The sequence below is a fragment of the Streptomyces sp. HUAS MS02 genome (assembly GCF_055702265.1).
Window position 1 is genome coordinate 7889009 of the sequence record NZ_CM146747.1, and the last position, 15905, is coordinate 7904913.

10 protein-coding genes are annotated in these 15905 nt (G+C 70.4%); 6 read left to right on the forward strand and 4 right to left on the reverse strand.

The annotated features are described in order from the left end of the window. Positions 1 to 393: 393 nt before the first annotated feature. Genes ACZ9QC_RS34030 through mtnK form a run of 4 tightly spaced genes read left to right on the forward strand, consistent with a single transcriptional unit; the run spans position 394 to position 5336 of the window. Positions 394 to 1503 carry a substrate-binding domain-containing protein gene (locus ACZ9QC_RS34030; RefSeq protein ID WP_472916605.1) on the forward strand — a complete coding sequence of 370 codons (1110 nt, stop codon included), beginning with the start codon at positions 394 to 396 and terminating at the stop codon, positions 1501 to 1503. Next, complete coding sequence (locus ACZ9QC_RS34035; protein ID WP_472916606.1) at positions 1490 to 3043, forward strand: sugar ABC transporter ATP-binding protein; 1554 nt, start codon at positions 1490 to 1492, stop codon at positions 3041 to 3043. The genes ACZ9QC_RS34030 and ACZ9QC_RS34035 overlap by 14 nt, the downstream gene beginning before the upstream one ends. A gap of 52 nt (positions 3044 to 3095) precedes the next feature. Beyond that, positions 3096 to 4142, forward strand: a complete 1047-nt coding sequence (locus ACZ9QC_RS34040) for an ABC transporter permease (RefSeq protein ID WP_472916607.1) — start codon at positions 3096 to 3098, stop codon at positions 4140 to 4142. A 15-nt stretch (positions 4143 to 4157) separates the two neighbouring features. Beyond that, complete coding sequence (mtnK, locus tag ACZ9QC_RS34045) at positions 4158 to 5336, forward strand: S-methyl-5-thioribose kinase (protein WP_472916608.1); 1179 nt, start codon at positions 4158 to 4160, stop codon at positions 5334 to 5336. 342 nt (positions 5337 to 5678) lie between these two features. Here the strand turns inward: mtnK and ACZ9QC_RS34050 are convergent, their stop codons facing one another. The 4 genes from ACZ9QC_RS34050 to ACZ9QC_RS34065 all read right to left on the reverse strand — a co-directional run bounded on the left by ACZ9QC_RS34050 (position 5679) and on the right by ACZ9QC_RS34065 (position 10842). Beyond that, complete coding sequence (locus ACZ9QC_RS34050) at positions 5679 to 7295, reverse strand: glycerol-3-phosphate dehydrogenase/oxidase (protein ID WP_472916609.1); 1617 nt, start codon at positions 7293 to 7295, stop codon at positions 5679 to 5681. A 56-nt stretch (positions 7296 to 7351) separates the two neighbouring features. Then, on the reverse strand, positions 7352 to 8890 hold the full coding sequence (gene glpK, locus ACZ9QC_RS34055) for a glycerol kinase GlpK (RefSeq protein WP_472916610.1): 1539 nt from the start codon (positions 8888 to 8890) through the stop codon (positions 7352 to 7354). A gap of 100 nt (positions 8891 to 8990) precedes the next feature. After that, complete coding sequence (locus ACZ9QC_RS34060) at positions 8991 to 9788, reverse strand: MIP/aquaporin family protein (RefSeq protein WP_472916611.1); 798 nt, start codon at positions 9786 to 9788, stop codon at positions 8991 to 8993. Between the two features lie 289 nt (positions 9789 to 10077). After that, positions 10078 to 10842 (reverse strand): IclR family transcriptional regulator, encoded by a 765-nt coding sequence (locus ACZ9QC_RS34065; protein ID WP_472916612.1) that lies wholly within the window; start codon positions 10840 to 10842, stop codon positions 10078 to 10080. 405 nt (positions 10843 to 11247) lie between these two features. Here ACZ9QC_RS34065 and metH point away from each other — a divergent pair, with 405 nt between their 5' ends. Further along, positions 11248 to 14775, forward strand: a complete 3528-nt coding sequence (gene metH, locus ACZ9QC_RS34070; protein ID WP_472916613.1) for a methionine synthase — start codon at positions 11248 to 11250, stop codon at positions 14773 to 14775. Positions 14776 to 14903: 128 nt separating this feature from the next. Next, complete coding sequence (locus ACZ9QC_RS34075; protein ID WP_472916614.1) at positions 14904 to 15608, forward strand: HAD family hydrolase; 705 nt, start codon at positions 14904 to 14906, stop codon at positions 15606 to 15608. Positions 15609 to 15905: the final 297 nt, after the last annotated feature.

Below are 15905 nucleotides of genomic sequence, written 5' to 3' on the forward strand. Positions count from 1 at the left end.
CGCTGCGCCGTCGCGTCGGATGTCGTCATCGGGGCCTCACTTGGTGCCGGTCGGGTGCCGGTACCGCGATGGTAACGCCGGTCCATGGACGGCCCATGTGTGACGTAGTCGTTGTCTCACGTGCTGAGAAACCGCTCTCATTGCTTTGACGCATGGCTGAAATCGTTCTCATGATCTGCGTATGAAGACGCTGCTGCTCGTGCGGCGGCTGTACGTGGACCTGCTCCGGTCGACCACGGCCAGCTGTCGCTGACCACTCCCGGAGCCCTGACACGCCCTGATGTTCCGGGCGTTCGCCGTGCGCCCGATGACGGGCACAGTGGCGCGTTTTCGCCCCCGCTCCGGGTCGAGCCCTCCCTTTCTTCCTCCCTTCGCACCACACCTGGAGCCGTCATGTCCCGCTCGTCCCGCCGTACCCGCCTTCCGCTCGCCGCGCTCTCCCTCGCCTCCGCCTCGGCCCTGCTGCTGTCGGCCTGCTCGCAGTCCACCGACGCCTCCAAGGACGCCGGCGACACCGCCGCCAAGGCCTCGGCCGCCACCGGCAAGAAGCCCGCCCCCTTCAGCGAGGGCGCGGTCAAGGTCGCCCTGGTCCGGCAGAGCGGCGCCGGCGACTACTTCGAACAGTGGGGCAACGGCGCGAAGGCGCAGGCCAAGGCGCTCGGCATCGACCTGACCGTGTACGACGCCCAGGCCGACAACGCCAAGCAGGCCACCGACCTGTCCTCGGCGATCAACTCCGGCGCCAAGGCGATCATCATCGACCACGGCTTCCCGGCGACGATCCAGCCGGAGATCGACAAGGCCGTGAAGAAGGGCATCAAGGTCGTCGTCTACGACGTCGAGACGTCCACCAAGGGCGTCGTCTCCACCAAGCAGGACGACGCCAGCATGGCCCAGGCCGTCCTCGACGTGATGGCCAAGGAGGTCGGCAAGGGCGCCAAGGTCGGTTACGTCAACGTCGCCGGCTACGCGGCCCTCGACAAGCGGGACACCGTCTGGAAGTCCACCGTCGACGCGCAGGGCTGGAAGCAGGCGTTCAAGGTCGGCAAGGTCACCGACTCCACGGCCACCGACAACGTTCCCCTCGTCTCCGCCGCCCTCACCCAGAACTCCGACGTGGCGGGCATCTTCGCCCCCTACGACGAACTGGCCAAGGGCACCGTCCTCGCCGTGCAGAACAAGAAGCTGCAGGACAAGGTGAAGGTCTTCGGTGCCGACGTCTCCAACGCCGACATCCAGGCCATCACCGCCGAGGACAGCCCCTGGGTCGCCACCGCGGGCACCGACCCGTCCGCCGTGGGCGCCGCCGTGGTCCGCACCACCGCCCTCGAACTGGCCGGTCAGCTGAACAAGACCTCCGTCGAGTTCCCGGCCGTCGCCATCACCCAGGACTTCCTGCGCGAGAAGAAGATCGAGAACATGGACCAGCTGCGGAAGGCGCTGCCCGCGCTGAACCTGTCGCAGGTCTCGACCGCCGACTGGATCTCGAATGTCGCCCACTGACACCGCCTTCGTGAAGGCCGACGGCGGCGAGAGCGTCGCCGCCGTCAGCCTGCGGGACGTCAGCATGGCCTTCGGCGGCAAGACGGTGCTCGCCTCCGTCTCGCTGGACATCGCACCGGGCAGCGTGGTCGCGCTGCTCGGTGCGAACGGGGCCGGCAAGTCCACGCTGATCAAGATCCTGTCGGGCGTCCACACGGGCCACGGCGGCGAGGTGCGGGTGGCCGGTCGAGCCGCGGCTCTCCAGTCGCCGCTGGCCGCCCGGCAGTTGGGCATCCAGACCGTGCACCAGCGCATCAGCGAGGGCGTCGTCCCCGGCCTCACCGTCGCCGAGAACCTGGTCTTCGAGGAACTGGCGCAGCGCCGGGGCAACCCGTTCCTCAACGGGGGCCGACTGCTGGTCCGCGCCCGGGAGATCCAGGCCGCCCTCGGCCTCGACTGGTCCGACGCCGTCCTCAAGCAGGACGTCACCGACCTCGGCATCTCCGACCGTCAGTTGCTGATCCTGGCCCGCGCCCTGGCCACCCGCCCCCGGCTGCTGATCCTGGACGAGCCGACCTCCGCGCTCTCCGCCGCCGAGGCCGAGCGCCTGTTCGCGCTGGTCGAGCGGATGCGAGCGGACGGCATCGCGGTCCTCTACGTCTCCCACCGCCTCGGCGAGATCGACGCCCTGGCCGACCGGCTGGTCGTCCTGCGGGACGGCCGTCTCACCGAGGACCAGGCCCGCCCCTTCGACTGGGACACCGCCCTGCGCGCGATGCTCGCCCAGTCCCAGGAGACGACCACCGCCCGCCCGGTCCGCGAGGGCGACCAGGGCGACGTCGTTCTCTCCCTGCGCGGGGTGCGGCTCCTCGAGGGCCGCACCCCCCTGGACCTCGACCTCCGCGCCGGTGAAGTCACCGGTGTCGTGGGCCTGTTGGGCGCGGGCAAGACCGAACTGGCCCGCGGCCTCTTCGGCGCCGAGCCCTTCACCACCGGCACGGTCGAGCTGGACGGCAGGGCGTACGCGCCCCGCCGCCCCGCCGACGCCATCCGCGGCGGCGTCCACCTCGTCCCCGAGGACCGTCACGCCGACGCCCTCGTCCCCGGCTGGTCGGTGGCCCAGAACATCTCCCTGCCGTTCCTGAGGTCCCTGTCCCGGCTGGGCCTGATGAACTCGGCAAGGGAGAACGCCCTCGGCCGCGACACGATCGACGCCCTCGGGGTCGTCACCCGCGACGAGCACAGCACCGTCGAGGAGCTGTCCGGCGGCAACCAGCAGAAGGTCGTCGTCGGCCGCTGGCTCGCCGAGACCCCCCGCGTCCTCATCCTGGACGAGCCGTTCCGAGGTGTGGACATCGGCGCCCGACGGGACATCGGCCGCCGGGCCCGCGCGCTCGCAGCCGAGGGCGCCGCCGTGCTCGTCCTGTCCGCCGACGTCGACGAGGTCCTGGAGGTCGCCGACCGGGTCGTCGTCCTCGCCGCCGGTGAGATCCACCTCGACGCGTACGGCGAGGACGCGGAACGCGACCGCGTCATCCAGACCATCTCGGCGTCCGTGTGACCCCGGCCCGCCCCGAGGAAGACCCAGGACCAGGAAGTCCGAGGAAGCACCCATGACCACCACCCAGAGCACCGAGGTCCCCACCAAGGTGGCGATCCCGCCGGGCACCTCCACCGCCGTGCGCGTCCAGAACGCCGTCATCAAGTACGGCTTCATCTTCGTCACGGTCGCGCTCTTCGCGTACTTCGCGCTCAGCGAGGGCTCCTTCCGCGAGTCGGCGACCCTCCTCGACACCCTCCGCTACGTCTCCGTCGCCGCCATCCTCGGCCTCGGCGTCACCCTCACCATGGCCGTCGGCGGGATGGACATGTCCGTCGGCGCGGTGGCGGGCCTCGGCGTCTCCGTCGCCGCCCACACGATGGTCGTCCTGAACCAGGTCGGCACGGTGGCGATCCTCGCGGTCCTCGTCGCGGGCGCCCTCGCGGGGCTCCTCAACGCCCTGCTGATCGTCGTCCTGAAGATCCCCGACATGCTGGCCACCCTCGGCACCATGTTCGTCATCCAGGGCACCAAACTGATCCTGGTCGACGGCCAGTCGATCACCCCCGGCATGACCCTGGAGGACGGCACCACCGCCCCCGGCAGGTTCACCGCCGGCTTCCTGAAGATCGACCGGGGGACGGTCCTCGGCATCCCCATCTCGGTACTCGTCTTCGGCGCGCTCACCGTCGCCGCCTGGGTCTTCCTGGCCCGCACCCGCTGGGGCCGCGTCTTCTACGCCATCGGCGCCAACCCGGAGGCCTCCCGCCTGGCCGGCATCCGGGTCGGCGCGTACCGGGCGCTGGCCTACGTCCTCTCCGGCGTCCTCGCCTCCGTCGGCGGCCTGATCCTGGCCTCCCGCATCGGCCAGGGCGACGTGAGCGCGGGCACCTCCCAGCTGCTGGAGGCGGTCGCCGTGGCCCTCGTCGGCACCTCGGTCCTCGGCCGGGGCCGCCCCAACGTCTGGGGCACCGCCCTCGGCGCGGTCCTCATCGGCATCATCACCACCGGGCTCACCATCAAGGGTCTGCCGTACTACACCCAGGACGTCGTCGAGGGCGCGGTCCTCATCCTCGCCCTGGTCTTCAGCTTCACGTTGTCCAAGCGCCGCACCGCATAAGGGAGTTCACCGACCATGGGCTACCGCATCCTGGAGACCGACGACATCCCCGCCCATCTGCGCGAGCGGGGCCACTGGGACGACGTGGACGACATCACCGTCCGCGAGGTGTCGGACGGCAACGTCAACCGGGTCTTCCTCGCCTCGAACCGCGACGGCACCCGCAGCCTCGCCCTCAAGCAGGCCCTGCCCTGGGTCCGTGTCGCCGGGCCGTCCTGGCCGCTGAGTCCTGAGCGGGCGGACGCGGAGGCGCGCGCGTACGAGCAGCTGGGGAAGGTCGCGCCCGAGGAGATCCCCGCGATCCACGGCTACGACCCCGAGAACTTCGCCCTCGTCATGGAGGACCTCTCCGATCTGCAGGTTCTGCGTACGCTGCTGAACGAGGGCGCGTCGTACGGTCCGCACACCTCGCCGCAGATCGGGCGGTTGGTGGCCCGGCTGTCCTTCGCGACGAGTGACTTCGGCATGGAGTCCGCCGACCGCAAGGCGCTGCTCGCCGCCTCGGTCAACCCCGAGCTGTGCAAGATCACCGAGGATGTCGTCCTCTCCGAGCCGTACATCGAGCACGAGCACAACCACTGGCATCCGGGCCTGGACGACCTGGCCGCCGCCTTCCGCGCGGACGCCGCGCTCCGCACCGAGGTCGCCGACCTGCGCCATGTCTTCATGACGAGCGCCCAGGCCCTCCTGCACGGGGACCTCCACTCCGGCAGCGTCATGGTCGGGACCCGCGAAGGCGCCCATGTCGTCCGGGTCTTCGACCCCGAGTTCTCCTTCGTCGGCCCCATCGGCTTCGACCTCGGCCTGTACTGGGCCAACGCGCTGGTCTCCGAGGAACGGGCCCGTGCCCTCGGGACGCTGACGGACCACGGCGACCAACTCCGGCTCTCCTGGGAGGCCTTCGAGGCCGAGTTCCGCCGGCTGTGGCCCACCCGCGTGGACACCTTCTTCGACGACGCCTATCTGGACCGTTTCCTCGCCCGGGTCTGGACGGAGTCGCTGGGCTTCGCCGGTACGGAGATCATTCGCCGCATCATCGGCTTCGCCCACCTGACGGATCTGACGACCCTGCCCGATCCGGTGCCGGCGTCCCGGCGGGCGCTGCTGCTGGGGCGTGAACTGATCGTGCGCCGGGCGGAGTTGGGGGATGTGGCGTCGGTGCGGGCGGTTGTGGAGTCGGGTGCGGCCGGGTAGGGCTTCCCGCGCAGTTCCTCGCGCCCCTGAAGGGGCCTTCTCGCCGTACGCCACCGACCCGCCGTACGGGGTGCCTCTCCTTCCCTCCCTGCTTCGGCTGCGGGCAGTCGTGCCGCCGGGGCGATGGGGGCACCACCCGCTCGAGCCAAGCCGAGAGCCGGGGGAGGGTGGGCGCGGACGGCGCCCCGTGAGCGCCGGGCCGCGTGACCAGGTCCGGCTCAGCTCCGGGCGCCGGGTGCCGGACACGGAAGAGGCGGGCCCCAGGTGCCGTATCGGCTTGGGGCCCGCCCTGGCGCGCTCGGTCCGGCCCCGGTCAGGGGGAGGGGCCGGACCGAGAGTCGGTCACTTCTTGTCGAGCACGTCCTGGACCTTCGTACGGATCTCGTCCGTCGCCAGGCCCCGTATCGTCAGCGTCGTGCGGCGCCGCAGGACGTCGTCGGCCGTCTCGGCCCACTCGGTGTCGCGGGCGTAGACGACCTGAGCCCAGATCTCGGGCGCGTCGGGGTGGACGCGCTCGCCCAGCTCGGGGTTCTCGTTGGCCAGACGGGCGATGTCGAAGGCCAGGGAACCGTAGTGCGTGGCCAGGTGCCGTGCCGTGTCGGCGCCCATCCGAGGGCCCGGGGCCGGACGGTCCACCAGCAGCCGGTGGGCGACCGCGCGCGGGTTGGCGACACCCGGCAGCGGCAGCTTCTTCGGCAGCGTGGAGACCGGCTCGAAGTCCTCGCCCAGCGGGTGCCCGGGCAGCGCCTCCAGCTTCTTCATGATGGTGCGGCCGATGTGCCGGAACGTCGTCCACTTGCCGCCCGCGACGGACAGCATGCCGCCCCGTCCCTCGGTGACGACCGTCTCCCGCTTGGCCTTCGCGGTGTCACCGGGGCCGCCCGGCAGCACCCGCAGACCGGCGAAGGAGTAGGTGATGAGGTCGCGGGAGAGCTGCTGGTCGCGGATGGAGAAGGCGGCCTCGTCCAGGATCTGGGATATGTCCTTCTCGGTGACCGCGACGTCCGCCGGGTCGCCCTCGTACATCTCGTCGGTTGTACCGAGCAGCAGCATGTCCTCCCAGGGGAGGGCGAAGGTGATGCGGTACTTGTCGATGGGGGTGGCGAGCGCGGCCTTCCAGGGAGCCGTCCGCTTCAGCACCAGGTGCGCGCCCTTGGACAGACGGATGGAGGGGGCCGCGTTCGGGTTCTCCATCCGGCGCAGGTGGTCGACCCACGGGCCGGTCGCGTTCAGCACCAGCCGCGCGTCGACACCGAACTCGTCCCCGGACAGCCGGTCGCGCAGCTCCGCGCCGGTGACCCGGCCCCTGGTGAAGCGCAGCCCGGTGACCTCGGCGTGGTTCAGGACCACCGCGCCCGACTCGACGGCCGCGCGGACCGTCATCAGAGCCATCCGGGAGTCGTTCATCTGGTCGTCGCCGTACACGGCCACGGCCTTGAGGTTGTCGGTGCGCAGTTCGGGCACGTCCTGCGCCGCCTTGGCGGGGGAGAGCAGGTGACCGACGCCGTCACCGAAGGCGGAGAGCGCGGAGTAGGCGAAGACGCCCGCCCCGAGCTTCGCCGCGCCGTGCGGCCCGCCCTTGTACACGGGGAGGTAGAACGTGAGCGGGTTCGCCAGGTGGGGGGCCACCTGGCGGGAGACCGCACGGCGCTCGAAGTGGTTCTCCGCCACCAGCTTCACCGCGCCGGTCTGCAGGTAGCGCAGACCGCCGTGGAGCAGCTTGGAGGAGGCGGAGGAGGTGGCGCCGGCGAAGTCGCCGGCGTCGACCAGAGCCACCCTGAGCCCGGACTGCGCGGCGTGCCAGGCGGTGGAGATGCCCAGGATGCCGCCGCCGATCACGAGGAGGTCGTACGACGCCTTGGCGAGCTGCTCCCGGGTCTCGGCACGGCTCGGGTTCGAGCCGGACGCCGGGCGCGTCCCCAGGGCAGGCAGGGTCTGCAGGGTGGTCTGACTGGTCATGTCGGGTTCTTACTCCTCATCAGAGCCGGAACGAACGGAGCCTTCGCAAGCCCCGCTCAGCTCTCGTCCTCGATCCAGCCCATGGTCCGCTCGACGGCCTTGAGCCAGCTCTTGTACTCACGGTCGCGGGTGTCCGCGTCCATCCGGGGGGTCCACTCGGCGGCCCGGCGCCAGTTGGCGCGCAGGTCGTCGGTGCTGGTCCAGAAGCCGACGGCGAGACCGGCGGCGTAGGCGGCGCCGAGGCAGGTGGTCTCGGCGACCATCGGACGGACCACGGGGGCGTCCAGGAAGTCCGAGAGCGTCTGCATCAGCAGGTTGTTGGAGGTCATGCCGCCGTCGACCTTGAGGGCCGCGAGCTCCACGCCCGAGTCCTTGGTCATGGCGTCCGTGATCTCACGGGTCTGCCAGGCGGTGGCCTCCAGGACGGCGCGCGCGAGGTGCGCCTTGGTGACGTACCGGGTGAGACCGGCGATCACACCGCGGGCGTCGGAGCGCCAGTACGGGGCGAACAGACCGGAGAAGGCCGGCACGAAGTACGCGCCGCCGTTGTCCTCGACCGTGAGCGCGAGCGTCTCGATCTCGGCGGCGGTGGAGATGAGACCCATCTGGTCGCGCATCCACTGCACCAGCGAGCCGGTGACGGCGATCGAGCCCTCCAGGGCGTAGACCGGCTTCTGGTCGCCGATCCGGTAGCCGACCGTGGTCAGCAGGCCGCTGTAGGAGTTGATGATCTTCTCACCGGTGTTCAGCAGCATGAACGTGCCGGTGCCGTACGTGGACTTGGCCTCGCCCTCCTCGAAACAGGTCTGGCCGAACAGGGCCGCCTGCTGGTCGCCGAGCGCGGAGGCGACCGGGATGCCGCCGAGCAGGTCGCCGAGGCGGCCGCCGGTGACCTCGCCGTAGACCTCGGCGGAGGAGCGGATCTCCGGGAGCATCGACAGCGGCACGCCGATGGACTCGGCGATCTTCTCGTCCCACTCCAGGGTGTGGAGGTTCATCAGCATGGTGCGGGAGGCGTTGGTGACGTCGGTGTAGTGCTTGCCGCCGTTGACACCACCGGTCAGGTTCCAGATGACCCAGGTGTCCATGGTGCCGAAGAGGATGTCGCCGGCCTCGGCGCGCTCCCGCAGGCCCTCGACGTTGTCGAGCAGCCACCGGGCCTTCGGACCGGCGAAGTACGAGGCCAGCGGCAGGCCGGTCTCACGGCGGAACCGGTCCTGGCCGACGTTGCGGCCGAGCTCGCGGCAGAGGGCGTCGGTGCGGGTGTCCTGCCAGACGATGGCGTTGTGGACGGGCTCACCGGTGTTCTTGTCCCAGAGCAGCGTGGTCTCGCGCTGGTTGGTGATGCCGATGGCCTTGATGTCGTCGCGGGTGATGCCGGCCTTCTCGATGGCCCCGGCGACGACCTCCTGGACGTTCGTCCAGATCTCGGTGGCGTCGTGCTCGACCCAGCCCGGCTTCGGGAAGATCTGCTCGTGCTCCTTCTGGTCGACGGAGACGATGCGTCCGTCGCGGTCGAAGACGATGCAGCGGGACGAGGTCGTGCCCTGGTCGATCGCGGCGATGAACGGGCCGGCGGTGTGGGCGTCGGTCACGGTGTGCTCCTGAAAGGTCAACTGGTCAACGGGCTGTACGTACGGCGCGTGCTGAGCGTTCCGCGGGAGCGGCCCGCGGAACGGCGGCTCAACGGGTTTCTCAGACGAATGCGACGTTGTAGAGGCCTGCGGCGATGGCGGCACCGATCAGCGGGCCGACCACCGGGACCCAGGCGTAGCTCCAGTCCGACCCGCCCTTGTTGGGCAGGGGCAGCAGGGCGTGCACGATGCGCGGACCGAGGTCACGGGCCGGGTTGATCGCGTAGCCGGTCGGGCCACCGAGGGACAGACCGATGGAGACCACGACGAGCGCGGTGATCAGGGCACCGAGGGTGCCGAGGCCCTTGCCCGAGTCGTTCAGACCCTGTGTGAGCACCGCCAGGACCAGCACGATGGTGCCGATGACCTCGGTGGCGATGTTCAGGACCGCGTTGCGGACCTCCGGGCCGGTGGAGAAGATGCCGAGCACGGGGCCGGCGCCCTGCTCCCGGGCCTCGACCGACTTGGCCTTGGCCCGTGTCTCCGCGTCACCGACGATCTCCTCGTCGGTCAGGTGGGCGTGGAACTGTCCGTAGTAGGCGATCCAGACCAGAGCGGCACCGATCATGGCGCCGAGCAGCTGCCCGCCCCAGTAGATCGGGACGTCGCCCCACTCGATGCCGTCCTTCTTCAGCGCGAGCGCGAGGGTGACGGCCGGGTTCAGGTGGGCGCCGGAGAGCGGCGCGGAGGTGTAGACGGCGGTGAGAACGGCAAAACCCCACCCGAAGGTGATGGCGAGCCAACCGGCGTTACGGGCCTTGGAGGCCTTCAGCGTGACGGCCGCGCAGACGCCGCCGCCGAGCAGGATGAGTATGGCGGTACCGATGGTCTCGCCGATGAAGATGTCGGAGCTGGACACCCGCGACTCCTTTGTCCTTCGTCCAGGGGAAAGAGTTCGGCCCGTGGCGTTGTCACACTCTAGCGCGTATTGCCGGTAGGTGTTCGACAATGTCGACCGATGGACGGGAGTCTTGCTCCGGCGTTACGGGCACGTCAAGAGCTGGGTTGTCGAAAACGCGATCGTTATTGATCGAACAGGCCCATCGATCTTGGGGCGGCTGCTACGGGCGCGGCGCGCACGCGGGGTACGGCGAAGGCCGGGACACGGTGATGTGTCCCGGCCTTCGCCGTACTCGTGCCAAGGGGGGTCAGAACCGCCCGGCGCCCAGGTCCCGCGACACCGCGCGGGCGCAGTCCCGTACGGCCGCGATCAGCTCGGGGCGCAGCTCGCCGTCGCGGCACAGCCGCTCCACGGCGCCGGTGATGCCGACCGCGCCGACGGGCATCCGCCGCCGGTCGTGGATGGGGGCGGCGATGGACGCCACGCCCTCCCAGGTCTCCTCGACGTCGGCCGCGTACCCGCGGGCGCGGGTGATGTCCAGGACGCCCTCGAAGTCGGCCAGCGCGTGCACGGTCCGGTCGGTGAACGCCTTGCGCTCGCTCTCCAGCACCTCGCTGTGCGCCACCGGGTCGTAGGCCGCCAGGACCTTGCCCAGGGCCGTGGAGTGCAGGGGCTGCATGGCGCCTATCTCCAGGACCTGCCGGCTGTCGTCGGGCCGGAAGACGTGGTGCACGATCAGCACGCCCTGCTGGTGCAGCACCCCGAGGTGGACGCTCTCGCCGCTGGAGCGGGCCAGGTCGTCCGTCCAGACCAGGGCGCGCGCCCGCAGCTCGTGGACGTCGAGGTACGTGGTCCCGAGCCGCAGCAGCTCGGCCCCCAGCTGGTAGCGCCCCGAGGCGTCGTCCTGCTCGACGAACCCCTCCTGCTGGAGCGTGCGCAGTATGCCGTGGGCCGTGCCCTTGGCGAGGCCCAGCGACGAGGCGATGTCCGACAGGCCGAGCCGCCGTTCGCCGCCCGCGAGCAGGCGCAGCATCGCGGCCGCCCGTTCGAGCGACTGGATGTTCCGTGCCATCGCCGTCCTGCCTCCGTCCCCTTCGGCCGCCGTACGCGACTGAACTTCCATCGTTCGGCAATGTCGAACACTACCGGTCGTTGCCGACCTCTCGCTAACGGCCGTCACCAGCTTTTCGGCCACGTGCACCGTGCAGTGGCATTCTCGTGCCCCCGCGGTGTCCGTCCGGTGCCCGCGGTGTGCCCACGGTGTGCCCGATGCGTCCACGCGGTGTCCGAAGGGTGCCGGAGTGGTGTCCGTCGTTGTTTTCGTCGTCGGAGTAAACCGCACCCGAGCGGGTGCGCCACGCCGGTCCGCCCCGTGGACGCCCCTGACCATCCGCGCCGCTCCGGGCTAGGCTTGCGGCGTGCGTCTTCCGTGGGAAGGCGCAAAGCCGACAGCCGTCGCACTCCAGGGAGCAGCTCCATGGCCTCGTCGCCGCACACGTCCCTCACGTCCGCCGCCGCAGGCCGGGCCCGATCCGAGGCCCTCCGCGAGGCCCTCGCCACCCGTGTGGTGGTCGCCGACGGCGCGATGGGCACGATGCTCCAGGCGCAGGACCCCACACTGGAGGACTTCCAGCAGCTGGAGGGCTGCAACGAGGTCCTCAACGTCACCCGCCCCGACATCGTCCGCTCCGTGCACGCCGCGTACTTCGACGCGGGCGTCGACTGCGTGGAGACCAACACCTTCGGCGCCAACCTCACCGCACTGGGCGAGTACGACATCCCCGAACGCACCGCCGAGCTGTCCGAGGCCGGTGCCCGCATCGCCCGCGAGACGGCCGACGAGTACGCCGCCCGCGACGGACGGCAGCGCTGGGTGCTCGGCTCCATCGGCCCCGGCACCAAGCTGCCCACCCTCGGCCACACCACGTTCACCGCCATCCGTGACGCCTACCAGCAGAACGCCGAGGGCCTGCTGGCCGGCGGCGCCGACGCGCTCCTGGTGGAGACCACCCAGGACCTGCTGCAGACCAAGGCCTCCGTCATCGCCGCCCGCCGCGCGATGGAGACCGCCGGATACGAGGTCCCCCTGATCGTCTCGGTGACGGTCGAGACCACCGGCACCATGCTCCTGGGCTCCGAGATCGGCGCCGCGCTGACGGCCCTGGAGCCGCTCGGCATCGACATGATCGGCCTGAACTGCGCCACCGGCCCCGCTGAGATGAGCGAGCACCTGCGCCACCTGGCCCGCCACTCCCGCATCCAGCTGTCCTGCATGCCCAACGCCGGACTGCCGGTGCTGACCAAGGACGGCGCCCACTACCCGCTGACCGCCCCGGAGCTGGCCGACGCCCAGGAGAACTTCGTCCGCGAGTACGGCCTCTCCCTCGTGGGCGGCTGCTGCGGCACCACCCCCGAGCACCTCCGGCAGGTCGTCGAGCGCGTCCGGGACCTCTCTCCCACCGCCCGCGACCCGCGCCCGGAGCCCGGTGCCGCCTCCCTCTACCAGAGCGTGCCGTTCCGTCAGGACACCTCCTACATGGCGATCGGTGAGCGGACGAACGCCAACGGCTCGAAGAAGTTCCGCGAGGCCATGCTGGAGGCCCGCTGGGACGACTGTGTGGAGATGGCCCGCGACCAGATCCGCGAGGGCGCCCACATGCTCGACCTCTGCGTCGACTACGTGGGCCGCGACGGGGTGGCCGACATGGCCGAACTCGCCGGCCGCTTCGCCACCGCCTCCACCCTCCCCATCGTCCTGGACTCCACCGAAGTGGACGTCATCCGGGCCGGGTTGGAGAAGCTCGGCGGCCGGGCCGTGATCAACTCCGTCAACTACGAGGACGGCGACGGCCCCGAGTCCCGCTTCGCGAAGGTCACCCGTCTGGCGCAGGAGCACGGCGCCGCGCTGATCGCGCTGACCATCGACGAGGAGGGCCAGGCCCGCACCCCGGAGAAGAAGGTCGAGATCGCCGAACGGCTCATCGACGACCTCACCGGCAACTGGGGCATCCACGAGTCGGACATCCTCATCGACACCCTGACCTTCACCATCTGTACCGGCCAGGAGGAGTCCCGCAAGGACGGCGTCGCCACCATCGAGGCGATCCGCGAGCTCAAGCGCCGCCACCCGGACGTGCAGACCACGCTGGGCCTGTCGAACATCTCCTTCGGCCTGAACCCGGCCGCCCGCATCCTGCTGAACTCCGTCTTCCTCGACGAGTGCGTGAAGGCCGGCCTGGACTCCGCCATCGTCCACGCCTCCAAGATCCTGCCCATCGCCCGCTTCAGCGAGGAGGAGGTGCAGACGGCGCTCGACCTGATCCACGACCGCCGGGCCGAGGGCTACGACCCGCTGCAGAAGCTGATGGCCCTGTTCGAGGGCGCCACCGCCAAGTCCCTGAAGGCGGGCAAGGCCGAGGAGCTGGCCGCCCTGCCGCTGGAGGAGCGCCTCAAGCGCCGCATCATCGACGGCGAGAAGAACGGCCTGGAGGCCGACCTCGACGAGGCGCTTCAGACCCGCGCCGCCCTCGACATCGTCAACGACACGCTGCTGGACGGCATGAAGGTCGTCGGTGAACTCTTCGGATCCGGCCAGATGCAGCTGCCGTTCGTGCTGCAGTCCGCCGAGGTCATGAAGTCCGCCGTCGCCCACCTCGAACCGCACATGGAGAAGTCGGACGCCGAGGGCAAGGGCACCATCGTGCTGGCGACCGTCCGCGGCGACGTCCACGACATCGGCAAGAACCTCGTCGACATCATCCTGTCCAACAACGGCTACAACGTCGTCAACCTCGGCATCAAGCAGCCGGTCTCCGCGATCCTGGACGCCGCCGCCGAGCACCGCGCCGACGTCATCGGCATGTCCGGCCTGCTGGTCAAGTCCACGGTGATCATGAAGGAGAACCTGGAGGAGCTCAACCAGCGCGGGCTGGCCGCCGACTACCCCGTCATCCTCGGCGGCGCCGCGCTGACCAGGGCGTATGTCGAGCAGGACCTGCACGAGATCTACGAGGGCGAGGTCCGCTACGCCCGCGACGCCTTCGAGGGCCTGCGCCTGATGGACGCCCTCATCGGCGTCAAGCGCGGGGTCCCCGGCGCGCAGCTGCCCGAGCTGCGGCAGCGCCGGGTGCGCCCCGTGGCCGCGGCCACCGTCGTGGAGGACCGCCCCGAGGAGGGCCACGTCCGCTCCGACGTCGCCACCGACAACCCCGTGCCCACCCCGCCGTTCCGCGGCACGCGCGTGGTCAAGGGCATCCAGCTCAAGGAGTACGCGAGCTGGCTGGACGAGGGCGCCCTGTTCAAGGGCCAGTGGGGCCTGAAGCAGGCCCGCACCGGCGAGGGCCCCACCTACGAGCAGCTCGTGGAGAGCGAGGGCCGGCCGCGGCTGCGCGGCCTGCTGGACCGGCTCCAGACCGAGAACCTGCTGGAGGCGGCCGTCGTCTACGGCTACTTCCCCTGCGTGTCCAAGGACGACGACCTGATCATCCTGGACGACGACGGCAACGAACGCACCCGGTTCTCCTTCCCGCGCCAGCGCCGCGGCCGCAGGCTCTGCCTGGCCGACTTCTTCCGCCCCGAGGAGTCCGGCGAGATCGACGTGGTGGGCCTCCAGGTCGTCACCGTCGGCTCCCGCATCGGCGAGGAGACCGCCAAGCTCTTCGAGGCCAACTCCTACCGCGACTACCTCGAACTGCACGGCCTGTCCGTGCAGTTGGCCGAAGCCCTCGCCGAGTACTGGCACGCCCGCGTCCGCTCCGAACTCGGCTTCGCCGGTGAGGACCCGGCCGAGATCGAGGACATGTTCGACCTCAAGTACCGGGGCGCCCGCTTCTCCCTCGGCTACGGCGCCTGCCCCGACCTGGAGGACCGCGCCAAGATCGCGCAGCTCCTCGAACCCGAGCGGATCGGCGTCCAGCTCTCGGAGGAGTTCCAGCTCCACCCCGAGCAGTCCACCGACGCCATCGTCATCCACCACCCCGAAGCCAAGTACTTCAACGCGCGATAAGGCCCCGGCCGGGGGCTCGACCCTGGCGAAAGGCGTTTCCGCGCGCGGCGTCGTAGACTGGTCGGTCCACCGCAGGCCGGTTCCCCACCCGGGAACCGGCCTGCTCGTCCCCCAAGGAGGTGCGCCGGATGACCACGACGATTCCCGCGCCAGGAACCCGTACGGCCGAAGGCTCGGCCCTCCAGGCCGTGCTCCTCGACATGGACGGCACCCTGGTGGACACCGAGGGCTTCTGGTGGGACGTGGAGGTCGAGGTCTTCGCCGGCCTCGGGCACACCCTCGACGACTCCTGGCGGCATGTCGTGGTCGGCGGACCCATGACCCGCAGCGCGGGCTTCCTGATCGAGGCCACCGGCGCCGACATCACGCTCGCCGAGCTCACGGTGCTGCTCAACGACGGCTTCGAGGCCCGGATCGAGCGCACCCTGCCGCTGATGCCCGGTGCCTCCAGACTCCTCGCCGAACTCGCCGCCCACGGCGTCCCCGCCGCCCTGGTCTCCGCCTCGCACCGGCGCATCATCGACCGTGTCCTGACCTCTCTCGGCCCCCAGCACTTCGCGCTGACCGTCGCCGGCGACGAGGTCGAGCGGACCAAGCCGTTTCCCGACCCCTATCTGCTCGCGGCCTCCGGTCTCGGCGCTGACCCGGCCCGGTGCGCGGTCATCGAGGACACCGCCACCGGTGTCGCCGCCGCGGAGGCAGCCGGCTGCCATGTGGTCGCCGTCCCGTCCGTGGCCCCCATCGCCCCCGCCGTCCGGCGCACCGTCGTGACCTCGCTGGAAGAGGTCGACCTGCCATTTCTGCGCGGCCTGATGGCGATCACGGCCAATTGAAAGCGCAACGAATTCCAAGATCGCGCGACACCGCCCGGGACAGGGAATTCACCCGGCCGCGATGACTGAATTCCCACCCGGGGGAATACCTTTCCACCTGTGACGTTGACCACTTCACAGGGCCTCCGAAATGGTCGCCCGACGCCCCCGAACCCCCGGTTCAGGGGCGTTCGGCGTGCCTTTGTGTCCTGATTGACGAACGGTGCCCCAAACATTCCGTGGGTACTACATCGTTTGTGTCCACACGCGGTTCCGCAGCGTGATGGGAACTCAACTCCGGTGTGCGCGAGCCCCTCT

What these genes read in the sequence shown, in the direction of transcription:
- ACZ9QC_RS34075 (WP_472916614.1), top strand. Translation starts at nt 14,904, where the DNA reads ATGACCACGACGATTCCCGCGCCAGGAACCCGTACGGCCGAAGGCTCG.
- ACZ9QC_RS34035 (WP_472916606.1), top strand. Translation starts at nt 1,490, where the DNA reads ATGTCGCCCACTGACACCGCCTTCGTGAAGGCCGACGGCGGCGAGAGC.
- metH (WP_472916613.1), top strand. Translation starts at nt 11,248, where the DNA reads ATGGCCTCGTCGCCGCACACGTCCCTCACGTCCGCCGCCGCAGGCCGG.
- ACZ9QC_RS34030 (WP_472916605.1), top strand. Translation starts at nt 394, where the DNA reads ATGTCCCGCTCGTCCCGCCGTACCCGCCTTCCGCTCGCCGCGCTCTCC.
- mtnK (WP_472916608.1), top strand. Translation starts at nt 4,158, where the DNA reads ATGGGCTACCGCATCCTGGAGACCGACGACATCCCCGCCCATCTGCGC.
- ACZ9QC_RS34065 (WP_472916612.1), bottom strand. Translation starts at nt 10,842, where the DNA reads ATGGCACGGAACATCCAGTCGCTCGAACGGGCGGCCGCGATGCTGCGC.
- ACZ9QC_RS34040 (WP_472916607.1), top strand. Translation starts at nt 3,096, where the DNA reads ATGACCACCACCCAGAGCACCGAGGTCCCCACCAAGGTGGCGATCCCG.
- ACZ9QC_RS34050 (WP_472916609.1), bottom strand. Translation starts at nt 7,295, where the DNA reads ATGACCAGTCAGACCACCCTGCAGACCCTGCCTGCCCTGGGGACGCGC.